The sequence below is a fragment of the Streptomyces sp. NPDC018019 genome, assembly GCF_044327805.1.
Taxonomy (GTDB): domain Bacteria; phylum Actinomycetota; class Actinomycetes; order Streptomycetales; family Streptomycetaceae; genus Streptomyces.
Map to the genome: position 1 here is coordinate 226,671 of NZ_JBIRGD010000009.1, position 13,176 is coordinate 239,846.

At 75.8% G+C, this 13,176-nt stretch carries 10 protein-coding genes; 6 read left to right on the forward strand and 4 right to left on the reverse strand.

Annotated features, from left to right (window positions below):
- Window positions 1–33 precede the first annotated feature (33 nt).
- The 4 genes from ACH4FX_RS17820 to ACH4FX_RS17835 all read right to left on the reverse strand — a co-directional run bounded on the left by ACH4FX_RS17820 (window position 34) and on the right by ACH4FX_RS17835 (window position 4,176).
- Entirely contained in the window at window positions 34–918 is an 885-nt protein-coding gene (locus ACH4FX_RS17820; RefSeq protein WP_398479866.1) for a hypothetical protein, read from the reverse strand.
- Window positions 919–1,122: 204 nt separating this feature from the next.
- Complete coding sequence (locus ACH4FX_RS17825; RefSeq protein WP_398479868.1) at window positions 1,123–2,289, reverse strand: helix-turn-helix transcriptional regulator; 1,167 nt, start codon at window positions 2,287–2,289, stop codon at window positions 1,123–1,125.
- A gap of 4 nt (window positions 2,290–2,293) precedes the next feature.
- Window positions 2,294–3,292 carry a DUF4097 family beta strand repeat-containing protein gene (locus tag ACH4FX_RS17830; protein ID WP_398479870.1) on the reverse strand — a complete coding sequence of 333 codons (999 nt, stop codon included), beginning with the start codon at window positions 3,290–3,292 and terminating at the stop codon, window positions 2,294–2,296.
- Between the two features lie 704 nt (window positions 3,293–3,996).
- On the reverse strand, window positions 3,997–4,176 hold the full coding sequence (locus ACH4FX_RS17835; protein ID WP_398479872.1) for a DUF6104 family protein: 180 nt from the start codon (window positions 4,174–4,176) through the stop codon (window positions 3,997–3,999).
- 151 nt (window positions 4,177–4,327) lie between these two features.
- On the opposite strand from ACH4FX_RS17835, the gene ACH4FX_RS17840 reads away from it, so the two are divergent.
- The 6 genes from ACH4FX_RS17840 to ACH4FX_RS17865 all read left to right on the forward strand — a co-directional run bounded on the left by ACH4FX_RS17840 (window position 4,328) and on the right by ACH4FX_RS17865 (window position 13,088).
- Window positions 4,328–4,720: a CU044_2847 family protein gene (locus ACH4FX_RS17840; protein WP_398479874.1), complete on the forward strand. Its 393-nt coding sequence runs from the start codon at window positions 4,328–4,330 to the stop codon at window positions 4,718–4,720.
- Complete coding sequence (locus ACH4FX_RS17845) at window positions 4,720–6,867, forward strand: trypsin-like peptidase domain-containing protein (protein WP_398479876.1); 2,148 nt, start codon at window positions 4,720–4,722, stop codon at window positions 6,865–6,867. The genes ACH4FX_RS17840 and ACH4FX_RS17845 overlap by 1 nt, the downstream gene beginning before the upstream one ends.
- A 184-nt stretch (window positions 6,868–7,051) precedes the next feature.
- A complete protein-coding gene (locus ACH4FX_RS17850; RefSeq protein ID WP_398479878.1) occupies window positions 7,052–8,098 on the forward strand; it encodes an AAA family ATPase in 1,047 nt (348 codons plus the stop codon).
- A 6-nt stretch (window positions 8,099–8,104) separates the two neighbouring features.
- A complete protein-coding gene (locus ACH4FX_RS17855; RefSeq protein ID WP_398479880.1) occupies window positions 8,105–11,413 on the forward strand; it encodes an SAV_2336 N-terminal domain-related protein in 3,309 nt (1,102 codons plus the stop codon).
- 82 nt (window positions 11,414–11,495) lie between these two features.
- Window positions 11,496–11,744 (forward strand): YxD-tail cyclophane-containing RiPP peptide, encoded by a 249-nt coding sequence (locus ACH4FX_RS17860; protein WP_398479882.1) that lies wholly within the window; start codon window positions 11,496–11,498, stop codon window positions 11,742–11,744.
- Between the two features lie 165 nt (window positions 11,745–11,909).
- Window positions 11,910–13,088: an FxsB family cyclophane-forming radical SAM/SPASM peptide maturase gene (locus ACH4FX_RS17865; RefSeq protein ID WP_398479884.1), complete on the forward strand. Its 1,179-nt coding sequence runs from the start codon at window positions 11,910–11,912 to the stop codon at window positions 13,086–13,088.
- Window positions 13,089–13,176 lie beyond the last annotated feature (88 nt).

A 13,176-nucleotide genomic window follows, 5' to 3' on the forward strand; every position in this document is an offset into this window, starting at 1 on the left:
CCGGGGTGCGGGCCCGGCCCGTATGCCGCTCCGCTACGGGTACGCCACCTTCACCGCCCCGATCCCCAACGTCCCGTGCCGCGGCAGCAGACCGGCCTCCGAGACCGCCGCCAGCAGCGGGTTCAGCAGCTGCGCGAGCCGTTCCGCGCGGGACCGGCCGAGCGCCCGCCAAGGGCCGGCGGCCAGCCGGTCCGTCATGCGCTCGACCTCGTCGCGGCCCTCGCGGGCCCGGTCCGTGGGACGGCCGGCCGGATCGATCCAGCCGCGCGCGGCCAGCCGGTCGTGCGCGGCGCTCCACTCCTGCGAAGACCAGCCGCGCCCCTTGAAGTTGGCCTTCGGCGCGGCGCCGATCGCCGCGAACGACACCAGTGCCTCGCACGGTTCCAGGTCACAGGTCATCAGGGCCGCCAGATGGCCGTCGCCGCGGTGCTCGCGCAGCACCGTGACGGCGTGCCACAGGGCCAGGTGCGGCGCGTCCGGCCAGGGCAGGTCGCGGTTGGCGGCGGCCAGCGGGCGGGCGGCCATGGAGGCGTTCTCGGCGGCCTGGCGGGCCAGCCGGGCGGCCTCGGCGATCTGGGACGCGGAAATCCGGCCGGCTCTCAGCAAGCCGGTCAGTATCCGGTCCACCGCCCGCAGCCGGGCGTCCAGCACCTTGCCGGGCGCCGCCGTCGACCAGATCGCCGGTACGTACCGGGCGATCATCCGCGGACTGAAGCTGTAGAACGTCGCGGCCACCAGCTCCGGGCCCGCGGCGCCGAGCGGCGCCGTGCGCCAGGCGAAGTAACTGGGCCAGCGCGAGTCGGTGTCGTAGCCGAGCGCCGCCGCTTCCTCGAACGCCTCGGGGGCGAAGTAGAGAAGGGCGTGGACGGGCTCCAGCTGACGCCACATCCGGCGGGCCACCGCGGGGTATTCCGACATCGCTTACCTCTTGGCCTTCAAGATCCGGTCAGACAAGGAGAGTTGACTGTAAAGGCGGACACGGCCGTAGGTCTGCGATTTCTTGCGGCAGGACCCGTCGTCGGGCAAAAAGCCGTGCGAGAATCCGAGTTCCCCGATTACGTGCGGTGAATCCAGCCCCTCGCAGGCAACTGTGCGTAATCGCCGGGCGGTGCGGCGGGACGGTCAGCGCGGCGGCTCCTGACCGGCCGCATATGCCCCCGGGTTCCGCAGCAACGCTCCGACGTGCGCAGCAGTCGCGGACAGACGGCGGCGTACGTCCGCCAACTGCTCCGCCGTCACGCCGTGGTCGCGCGCGGCGTCCCGCAGGTCGTCGCGGAAGCGGTCCAGCAGCCGGTCGAAGTCCCGCGCGGGGTCGCCGGAACCGGGCTCGGACGCCCACGCGGGCTCCGCGGGCGCCCGGCCGCCGGGCGCCGGCCGCGCCGTACCGGTACCGTCCCCCGTGCCGCTCCCCGCCACGGCGTCTTCCTCGGTGAACCCGGCGCCGCCCCCGTCCGCCGGCGCCCGCCCGGTACCCCCGCCCGGCCGTTCCGCGCCCGCCGTCCGTCCGTCCGCCCCCTCCGGCCCGGCCGCGAAACGGCCCATCTCCCGCGAGACCTCCGACAGCGCCTCCCGCAGCGCCCCCGCCCAGTCCCCGGTGCGTACGTGCTCCTGGGCCTGTTCCTGTACGCGCCGGATGGCCTCCTGGACCTCCTCGCGGACGAACGACCGGGCCTCCCGGGCCTGTTTGCGCGCCCGCTGCGCGTCCTGCTTGGCCCGCCGGCTCTCCTCCTTGGCCCGCCGGGCCTGCTCCTTCCACTCCTCCTTGGCGCGGCGGAACTCCTCCTTCGCCTGCCGCCACGCCTCCCGGTCGCCGAACCGGCCGTCGAAGTACTCGGCGGCGTCCGGGAAGCCGTGCTCCTCGCCACCGCCCGGGCCGGCCCCGGGCCCGCCGCGCAGGCCCTCCCGCGCCTGCCGGGCCGCCTCCCGCAGCTCGCGGCGCACGTCCCGCGCCGAGCCGCTCACGTCCTCCCGGATGTCGGACGCCAGCGCCGCGACCGACTCCCGGATCTCCATCTCCAGGTCGGCCAGCTCACCGCCCCGGTCCGCCAGTTCGGCGCGGCCCGCCGGGGTGATCGAGTAGACCTTCCGGCCGCCCTCGGTGGTGTGGGTGACCAGTCCCTCGGCCTCCAGCTTGGCCAGCCGGGGGTAGACCGTGCCGGCGGACGGCGCGTACAGGCCCCGGAACCGCTCCTCCAGCAGCCGGATGATCTCGTAACCGTGCCGCGGGGCCTCGTCCAGCAGCTTGAGCAGATACAGGCGGAGGCGGCCATGGGCGAAGACGGGGGGCATGGCTTCAGAGCACCTTCTCGTCGGCGGGGGAGTCGTCTTGGGGGTGCCTCGCGGGGCGGGGCGGGGTGCCGGGTTCGCCGGGGGCCGGGGCTTCGGCTTCGGCGTGCGGGCCGGTGGTCTCTTCCCCCTGTGGTGCGGGTCCGCTCGCCGCGGTGGCGGGCCCTCCGGCCGAGGCCGCGGGCCGGTCCTCGGACGGTGGGCGGCGCAGCAGGGCCAGGCCCCCGGAGAGCGTGGTGGCCCTCAGCCGGCCGCTGCCCGAGCCGAGCCGGCCCGTGACCCGCTTGGCGCCCCACCGGCCGCTGACGCGCAGGTCCTCGAAGGCGTTGGTGACCGTGCCGCTGGTGGTGTTCGCGTCGACCTCGGTGTCGCCCGGCGCGGGCAGCCGGATGGCGACCTCGCCGGAGACCGTCGTCAGGCTGAGGTCCGTACCCGTCGCCGCCGGATCGAGGTCCAGGACCATGTCGCCGCTGACCGAATCCGCCTTCACGGTGCCGCCGGAGCCCTCGATGAGGGTCAGGTCGCCGGAGACGGAGTGGAAGCGCAGGTCGCCGGTGACGGCCTGGCCCTCCACCCGGCCGGACACCGTCTCGGCCCGTACGGGGCCGGTCAGCCGGACCAGGGTGCTGTCGCCGGACACCCCGCGCAGCTCCGTACGCCCGGAGATCCCCGAGAGCACCGCGCTCGCGCTCACGGTGCCGATCGTGACGCGGGTCGGGCCGGGGACGGTGACCGAGACGACGGCGCTGCGGTGGCGGTGCTCCAGGAGCGCGCGGAGGCCCCTGGAGGGCGGATCGTCGTAGGCGACGGTGAGCCGGCCCGCCTCGTGCCGGACGGTCAGCGGTGCTCCGGTCAGCTCGCCGATCTCGACGCGGGCCCGGCCGGGGTCGGCCGTGCCGACGACGTTGACGGTTCCGCCGACGAGCCGTACCTCAAGCGTGGTGATCTCTTCCTCGATCTCCAGCGTGCGCGGCGCGGAGACCGACCACTCGGTCCGGGCTGTCATGTCCTGGCCTTCCCTGTCGGCGACGCGGCATATCGCGTATACGGTGTCACGATATATCGCGGGGTGGGGTGGGACCAAGTGGTGCGCAGCATGCGCATGCCGCTGTCGCGGCGGGTGGGGGTGTGGGCCTTGCGCATGCGCTGACGCGCGGGCGCATGGGTTCGTTGTGGTGCGGGGGCGTGCAGGGGGCCATCTCCTCGGCGCCGTTGAGCCCGCGCGGGGGTATTCGGCAACCTAGTCGCCCGGTCGTCCTGCGGGGATGGCCCCCTGCACGCCCCCTCCGGTCGGTTGGCGTGCTCGGCCCGGTGGGGGTGGGAAAAGAACGGTGACCGGGGTGGGCGCCCACCCGGTGGCGAGGCTCGCGTACACGTATGCGCCGGCCGGGGCGCCACTCCACGCGGAGCAGAGTGACGCCCGTGGTGTCAGTGCCCAGTCACGACGGCGGGATAGTCGCCCGACGGCAGGGCTCGGGGACACTCCGGGGTCTCCCCGCAGGACGACCGGGCGACTAGATTGCGATTTCGTCCGCGCGGGCTCAACGGCGCCGAGGAGAGATCCCGGAGGGGCCCCGAGCCCCAACCCACCGGACCCCTCGCGCACGGCGCGCACCCCACCAGGGCGAGCTTCACAGCCCCGCCCCCGCCGGAGGCGAACGGCGCACCCCCACCAGGGCGCGCCTTACGGTCCCGCCCCGCCGAAGGCGGTCAGTCGTCGTCCTCGTCGTCCAGGCGGGCGAGCCATGTGGCCAGGCGTTCTACGGGGACCTCGAAGTCGGGGTTGAGGTCGACGAAGGTGCGGAGCTGGTCGGCGACCCAGCCGAGGGTGACCTCTTCCTCGCCGCGCCGGCTCTCCAGCTCCTCGATACCGCGATCCGTGAAATACACGTGCTCTCCACCAGTTCTCGTGACGTTCCCGGCCAGGATAGGCAGGCGTCGCGACCCCTCGCGTCACTCGCACCCTGGGGATAACCTGATCACCTGTCAACGGCCCTGGGGCAGTGCGACGTTGCCGCTCAGGGGGGAGCAGGAGGCCGTGATGCGCGATCGCGCACATCTCATCGAGCTGCCCGACGGGACGCAGGTCTGGGCCCGCGTCGCACGATTGGACATTTCGGGTGATCCGGACGAGGAATTCGACGACGTAGGGGCGTGGGACGCACTCGGCGCCCGGGTGGAAGGGCTGCGCGAGCTGGTCGGCGGCGTCGCGGCGAGCCTGCGCGCGGCGACCGAGCGGGTCGCGCCGGACGAGACGAGCGTGAGCTTCGGCATCGAGGTGGCGGCCAAGCCCGGCCGGGCCGTCGCGCTGCTCGCGGACGGCGAGGCCAAGGCGAACCTGTCGGTGACGCTCACCTGGCGGCGGCAGGAGCGGGAAGCGGCGGTGGACCAGGGCCGGACCGGCGGCCGAGGGCCGGACAACCCGGACGCGTGATGGCGGCCTCGGACGGCGGTCACGGGCCCGAGCGCGCCGAACGGGCGGACCGCGAGAAGTTCGCACGCCTGCTGGACCACGCGGGGCGCGCCACCGTCGCGATCCGCCCGGCCCCCGGCGTGCGGCCGGCCCCGGTGTGGGGCAGTGGGGTGTTCGTCGCCCCCGGGTGGGTGCTGACCTGCGCCCATGTGCTGGTCAGCGGTGACGGGCGGCGCCGCCCGACCGGGCCGGACGGGGAGGTCGGTGTGGCGTTCGACGGCCAGGTGGCCGCCGCGCGCCTGGAGTACGACCTGAGCCACCCGGCCCCCGGCCCCCGCGTCGACCTGGCCCTGCTCCGGCTGCTGGACCCGGACGTCGCGCACCCGTGCGCCTGGCTCAGCGACCAGCCCGCGGCGCTCCTGGAGGACGCGTTCATCTTCCGGGGACACGATCAGCTCGGCGGGCCCGGGGCGGTGTACGGCGAAGCCGTGCCGCCGCGCGGAGCGGAGGGCGACGGCCCCCACAGACCCGACGGCCTCGCCCCCGCCCTTCCACTGACCCCCATCGATCCCTTCATAGCCGTGCGCTTCGGTGCCCGCGACTCCCGCGGGCTCCAGTTCGGCAGCGATGTGCGGGTCACCCCGGGCGCGTCCGGCGGGCCGCTGCTGGACTGCGACCGCGGAGAGGTCGTCGGCATCGTCAAGGGCAGCCACCGCGAGGACCGGGTCGGGCTCGCGGTGCCGGTCGCCGAGTTACGGCGGCTGGCGCCGGACCACCTCGTGCCGGGCGCCACCGGCCTCGGCGACGACCCGTACCACGCGCTGACGAGCCTGCACGACCGCTGGCACTGGGCCGGTCAGGACCTCGGCGGGACGGGCGAGCCGACCTGGTTCGACGCCCAGCACGCGATCATGGCCGGGCGCGGCCGGCTGTGGGGCGTACAGGAGCGGTTGCAGGCGCTCGACCTGCTGGCGTCGCTGCCCCCGCCCCGCGACCCGCTGGTGGTGGCCGCCGCGGTCGCCGAGGCACTGGGCCGCGCGGACCCGGCGGGCCGGGCCGGCCGTACCGGGCCGTGGACACTGCGTACGTGGCGGGACGGGCACGGCGCGCTCTACCAGGGCAGCGACCCGTACACGGAGCTGTGCGCCTTCGTGCACTACCTGCGCATCGTCGCGCAGCGCACGGCCGACGAGGCGCGCGGCGTCCCCGGCGACGAGGGCGCCGAGGCGCGCGCGGCGGCCGAGCGGCTGGCGCTGTTCGTGACGGCGAAGGCGGTCGTGCTGCTGCCCAGGGACCGCGAGCGGATCGGCCCGGTGCGGTGCCGCCCCGACGCGGTCCTGGTGGAGTTCGAGCCGCTGTTCTACGACGACGCCGGCGGGCGGCAGCTGTTCAACTGGTCGGTGAGCGAGGGGTACGGGCAGGGCCGGTGGCAGCGCGTCGAGATCCAGGAGTCCCGGGACGGGATGACCTTCGAGGAGGCCCGGGACCAGGTCGTGCGGCGGCTCGGCCCGCGTCTGCTGCGCGCCGACGACGCGGCGGGCGGCGTCCGGGTGCGTCTGGAGGTGGCGGTTCCGGAGGAGCACTGGCACACCGCGGCGGACCGCTGGCAGGTGCCCGCCTCGACCCGCCGTACCGCGCGGCTGCGCCCGCTGGGCCCGGCGCGCGCGGTGGTGCTGCGCGACCAGGGGCGCCGCCAGGAGGTGGACCCGGCCTGGTTACGGCGCTGGCAGGGTCTGACCGCGGCCCGGCGGCTGACCGCGCTGCGGGTGCCGCCCGGCGCCCGGGCCACCGCTTCGGGCCTGTCGCGGCTGCTGGAGGAGGCGGCCGAGGGCGCGGTCCCGGCGCTGTGCCGGTCGGTGGCGGACGGCACCGGGCTGGAGGCCGTCGGCTGGGCGCTGGACGCCGGCCACCCGGTCGCGCTGTGGCCGGCCGGGGGGCACGACGAGCGCGAGTGCGACCGCAGCTGTGACGATTTCCACCGGGAGGTGCGGCAACTGCTCGGCGCGCCCAAGTCGGTGACCGAACTGCCGGAACTGGTGCGTGAGCTGCGCGCCAAGGCCGCGGAGGGCGGTGCCTCCTGGGCCCGGGACCTGGTGCTGCTCTACGACGACCCGGGCAATCCGATCCCCCAACTCTTCTCCCAGGGCACCCAATTGTCGCCCCCATGACGGCTCCCGGGACCGAAAACGCCCCGTATCCTTCCGTCCGGCTGGCTACTGTCCTAGCGTCGTGAGAGATTGCTAGGGGGGACGGGTCCGGGGAGGGCGGGAAGCGGCTGCCGACGCTTGCCGGTTGCTCCGCCGCGGCCCTTCGCCCCTGCCCGATGGCCGGCCGGCGACGAGGAGTTCCGACGTGAGCGACTGGCTCATCTACCGTGGCGCGGGGGCTCCGCACGACGGCATCGAGCAGTTACCCCCACCCCCTCCGTGGCGCGATTTCGATGGCGGGCCGCTGGTGGCGCCGCCCGCCGCCCTGGACCACGCCTCCGAGCGCCGGCTCGGCGTGCAGCGCCGCGAGGCCAGCTACCACCGGCCGGGCGAGACCGAGCGCGAGCTGGTCAACGCCGCGCTCTACCTGCGCCGCCCGCTGCTGGTCACCGGCGCCCCGGGCAGCGGGAAGTCCACCCTCGCGCATTCGGTCGCCTACGAGCTGGGCCTGGGCCGGGTGCTGAACTGGCCCATCGTCAGCCGCAGTTCGCTGCGCGACGGGCTGTACGAGTACGACGCCATCGGCCGCCTCCAGGACCTCCAGATCGCCCGCGCGGCCCAGCCCCCGGCGACGCAGGGGCGCGCGGGGGCGCCGGACGAGCCGGGCGGCGGCATCGGCCGCTACATCCGCCTCGGCCCGCTCGGCACCGCGCTGCTGCCCGCCGCGAAGCCGCGCGTCCTGCTCGTCGACGAGCTGGACAAGAGTGACATCGACCTGCCGAACGACCTGCTCAACGTCCTGGAGGAAGGGGAGTTCCGGATTCCGGAGCTGGAGCGGCTGGCCGGATCCGCCCCCGAGGTGCCGGTGCTCAGCGACGACGGCGTGCAGGTCACCGTGCGCGACGGCCGGGTACGCTGCCGCGCCTTCCCGTTCATCGTGCTGACCAGCAACGGCGAGCGGGACTTCCCCGCGCCGCTGCTGCGCCGCTGCATCCACCTGAACATCCCCACGCCCGACAAGGAGCGGCTCACGGACATGGTCCGGGCGCACTTCGGCGAGAGCGCCGCCGCCGAGTACGAGTCGGTCATCGACCGCTTCCTGGACCGCGAACCCGGCGACGTACGGGCCGTGGACCAGCTGCTCAACGCGATCCACCTGACGCAGAAGGCCGGCTGGGCGGACGAGGACGAGGAGGAGACGCGGCGGCGCCTGACGGCCGAACTGCTGCGGCCCCTGGATCGGACCAGGTGAGCCGCGGTGCCGGCCGGCGGACCGGGCCACGGCCCCCTCGGTGAGATCGTCGCGCGACTGCGCGCGGCCGGTCTGCCCGCCGACGCCCGCGCCATGGCGGACGCCCTGTGGCTGGCCCGGTGGATCACCCCGGGAGCCGCCGACGGCGAGGGGACGCCCGCCGGCGAGACGGTTCCGCCGGCCGGACAGAGGCCGAAACCGGCCACATTTTCCGTGGACCCCCGCGGTCGGGAGCCCGCCCGCGAGGCACCGCCCGGTACGGAGCACGCCGCCCGGGACCGCCCCCGCCGTACGGAGGTGGACCTGCTGCCCGCGCAGGACGACCGCGCCCTCGCCCCCGGCCACGGACGGCTCGGCGAGGTCGGCATCCCCGTCGCCTCCGCCTTCCCCGGCCTGCTGCCGCTCCAGCGCGCCCTGCGGCCGGTCCAGCGCTACCACCCGCCGGTCGCCCCGGTCCGCCGGGAACTGGACGAGGCCGCCACCGCCGACCTCTCGGCCCACGCCGAACTGATCATCCCGGTGCTGCGCGGCATCCGCCGCCGCGCGGCCAGCCTGCGCCTGCTGATGGACGGCTCGTCCTCCATGGCCGTGTGGGAGCAGATGCTGCACGACCTGCGGCAGGTCTGCGAGCGGGTCGGCGCCTTCCGCGACGTGACGGTGCACTACCTCCACCCGCACGGCGACGAGGTCGGCGTCGCCGCCGGGCCCGGCCGGGACGCGCCGCTGCGCCCCGCCGACCAGCTGCACGACCCCACCGGCCACCACCTCACCCTCGTCGTGAGCGACTGCGCGGGCCCGCTGTGGCGGGACGGCCGCATCCAGCGGCTGCTGTACCGCTGGGCGGCCGACGCGCCGCTCGCCGTGGTGCAGCCGCTGCCGCAGCGGATGTGGGCGCGCACCCTGCTGCCCGCCGTCGCGGGCACGCTCGTACGGCGCCAGGGACCCTACCGCGCCCTGGACTTCCGGCCCGCCCGGCGCCGCCGCCGTACGCCGGCCGCGACCGGGCGCCCGCGGGACGCGGCCCGCGAGCGCGCCGTGCCGGTCCTGTCGGCCGCGCCCGCCGCCCTCGGCTCCTGGGCCCGGCTGGCCGCGGCCGAATCCGGCCTGTCGCTGCGCGGCGCCGCCGCCGTCGTCCGCTCCGACCACGGTCTGGGCACGCACCTCGCGCGGGACGCCGGACGCCCCGAACCGGCCCGGCTGGTCCGCGAGTTCGAACAGACCGCCTCGCCCGACGCCCGGCACCTGGCCGTCCACCTGTCGGCCGTACCGCTCGCGCTGCCCGTCATCCAGCTCGTACAGCGCGCGATGCTGCCCCAGACCGGCCCCACCGAGCTGGCGGAGGTGCTGCTCAGCGGCCTGATCGAGCAGCTGCCCGACCCGCCGGGCGGACCGGGGGGCGAGGGCCCGGCCGGCGGCCCCTGGTACGAGTTCGTGCCGGGCGTGCGGGACGAGCTGCTGAGCCGGCTGAGCGCCGGTGAGGCCGCCCTCGTCCTCAAGCACTGCTCCCTCTACATCGAGCGCACCTTCGGCCGCACCGCCCGGAACTTCCCCGCGGTGGCGGTCGCCATGCTCTCCGGCAGCGGCCGGGAGCCGACGACCGGGCAGCGCGCCGTGCCCGAGCCGTTCGCGCGGATCTCCGAGCGGGTACTGCGCCGGTTCGAACCGGCCCTGCGCACGCCCGCACAGCTGTCGTACGCACCCGACGGGCCCGCCGCCAAGGGTGCCGCACTGCTGGCGCGCTACGAACAGGACGGCACCGTACGGGACTTGATCGAAGCCGTGCGGCTGCTGCGCGCCGCGGCGCAGCGGCTGCCCGCCGCGGGCACCGACCTCGCCCGCGCGCTGCTGCACGGCTGGGCCGAGTGGCGGCAGCCGGACGCCCTGGAGGAGGCGGAACGGGCGGTACGGGCCGCGGCCGAGGCCGTCGGCGAGGATCCGGCGCAGTCGCCGGAGGGGGACGGCGAAGCACGCGTCAGGGCGCTGATCGTGCTCGCCAGGGTGCGCTACGCCGCCGCGCAGGAACGCGGCGCCGCGGGGTACCCGGACGGTGAACGGGGCGCGCTGGAGGACGCCGCGCGCCATCTGGACGCCGCCTGCGGGCTGATGAGCCTGCTGGACCCCCGCGTATTGGAGAGCATGGTGCTGCGTACCGAAGTGCTGCGGCGGCTGGCCGCGCTGCCCGCGGCCGCCGCGAACGTCACCGGCCGCGTCGCCGACCCCCTCGACGAGGCCGAGCAGGCGTTGACCACCCTCCTGGCACAGTGGCCCAGCGGCGAGCAGGTGCCCGGTGAGGTCTACGCCGCACGCGGCGGCGTCCTGCTGGACCAGGCGCGCCGCGCCGCCGAGCGCGAGACGGGGACCGAGGCGCACACCGGAGCACTCGCCCTGCGCGCCACCGCCGACCTGGACACCGCCACGACGCTGCTGCGCCGCCGGGGCAGCACCGCCGACCGCAAGGTCTGCGAGACGCTGCTGGAGCTGGCCCAGGCCCGTTCCCTGCTCGGCGGCGGCATCGGGCCGGACGCCGTGCTGCCGGTCCTGGAGCGGGCCCGCGCGCTCGCCCGCGAACTGCGCGACCGGGCCCTGGAGGCGGAGGCCCTGAGCCGTACGGCAGCGGCGTACAGCGCCCTGCACGCCCGTACCGCCGACCCCGACGCCCTGGACGCGGCGATCGAGGCGCTGGCCGCCGCGCTCCGCCTGACCACTCCCGACTCGTCCGAACACAGCTCCCTGCTCGCCCGGCGCGGCGCGGCACTGCTGTCCCGCGCCCGGCTGGAGCCCCCCGGCGACCAGGGCAAACGGCTGGCGAACGAGGCGGTGCACGTGCTGCGCGAGGCGCTCGGCCGGGTCGCTCCGAACGCCCCCGAACTGGGCGCCCACCGCCTGCTGTTCGGCCGCGCCCTGCGCCTGCGCCACGACCGCCAGCCCTCCCTGGCCGACCTGCACGAGGCCGACTGGGTCCTGGAGCTGGCCGCGCGCAGCTCGGCCGACCCGGTCGTCAGCGCGGAGGCCTGGCTGGAGGTCGGCGACGTCCAGCTCGTGCTGGACCGCCGCTTCGACTCCCGCGAGCGGCACGACCGCGCCGCCGCGTCCTACCGGCGGGCCGCGTCCGCCGCCGAGCGGGCCGGCAGCCCGCTGCTGGCGGCGCGCGCCCACCACCGGCGGGCCGGCGTCCTGGAAGACACGGCGGGCCCGCAGGCGGCGCTGCCCGCCTACCGGGAGAGCTGGGAGCAGTGGCAGCGCGCGTCCGAGGAGAACGGCCCGGAGGCCCGGCGCACGAGGGAGCGGATGCGCGCCCTGGAACCGTCCGAATGACCGTCTGACCCGGCCGGGCCGGTGTGTTTCCGTGCACGGGCGCGCGGGAACACCCCGTCCACCCGGCCCAGAGGAGAACAGCGTGGCGACAGTCCCCGTCACCGGTACGGCCCCGGCCGTACCGGCCGAGCCGTCCGGCCCGTCGGCCGAGCCGCTGCCGGACTTCGGCGGTGTCGATGTGGCCGCGCTGGCCGCGCGGACGGGCCATCCGGCGCTGGGGGAGGTGGCGGCGGTCCTGCTGCGCACCTGGGTCCCCGCCGAGCGGGCGGTGGCGTACTACGACGACGGACCGGGCGACCCCGACGACAGGGTGGTGCCGGCCGGCCCCTGACCCGGGGCGCCGGGCGATCCGGACGGCGGTTTTTGGGCAATAGGGCGGCGAATCCGGCCAGTTGCCGTTGCCGTGTGCATGTTCTCGGGTGGCCGGGCCCAGGTATGGCGACAGCGGGCCGTCATCGGGGTGCCCGGACGTCGGACGCAGGCAGGGGGCGGCGTCATGGTGTGCCAGAGCCCGGACCGGACCGCGGTGCCCTTCCGCCAGTTCGTCCTGAAGACGCACAGCCGCTGCAACCTCGCCTGCACGTACTGCTACATCTACGCGGGCCCGGACCGCAGCTGGCGCGACCGCCCGCCGCACGCCCCGCCCGGCACCGTCCGCCAGACCGCGCTGCGCATCGCCGAACACGTACGCGCTCACCGCCTCGACGAGATACGCATCGACCTGCACGGCGGCGAACCCCTGCTCACCGGGCCCGGCCCGCTCCTCGCTCAGGCCGCCGCGGTGCGCGCCGCGCTCCCGGCCGGCTGCCGCGTGCACCTCGGGGTGCAGACCAACGGCACCCTGCTCACCCCGCCGGCGCTCGACGCGCTGGCCGGCGCGGGCTTCCGGATCGGGCTCAGCCTGGACGGCGGCACCGCCGGCCTCAACCGGCGGCGCCTGGACCACGCCGGCCGCCCCTCCTGGCCGGCCGCGTCCCGCGCCGCCCGGCTGCTGGCCCGCCGCCCTGGCGTCTTCGCCGGCATCCTGTGCACCATCGACCTCACCTCCGACCCGGCCCGGGTCTACGACTCGCTGCGCGCGCTCGGCCCCCCGATGCTCGACTTCCTCCTCCCGCACGCCAACTGGACCAGCCGCCCGCCGCTGCCCCCGGGCCCGGTGAGCCGCACCCCGTACGGCGACTGGCTGTGCACCGTCTTCGACCTGTGGTGGGACCGGACCGGCCCGGCACCCCGCATCCGCCTCTTCACCGAGATCATCGGCCTGCTGCTGGGCAGACCCAGCACCAGCGAGGCGGTCGGCCTGTCGCCCGTGGTCGCGCTCGTCGTGGACACCGACGGCGCCATCGAGCAGGTCGACTCCCTCAAATCGGCGTACGAGGGCGCCCCCGCCACCGGCCTGGACGTCTTCCGCAACAGCTTCGACGAGGCGCTCGGCCACCCCGGGATGGCCGCCCGCCGGCTCGGCGCGGACGCCCTGTGCGACCGGTGCCGCGCCTGCCCCCTGATGACGGTCTGCGGCGGCGGCAACTACGCCCACCGCTACCGGGCCGGCCGCAGCGGCTTCCGTAACCCTTCCGTGTACTGCGCCGACCTGGAACGGGTGATCCGGCACATCGCCGCCCGGCTCGCCGCCGCGGTGCACGTGGACCGGCCACCCGGCCCGGTGCTGACCTGAATGCCGTAACGATCAACTGGCCCACAGGGCACAAGACCTGACGTGGCGTCGCCACCCCGGGTGATACTTGGGCTATCGTGCCGAACAG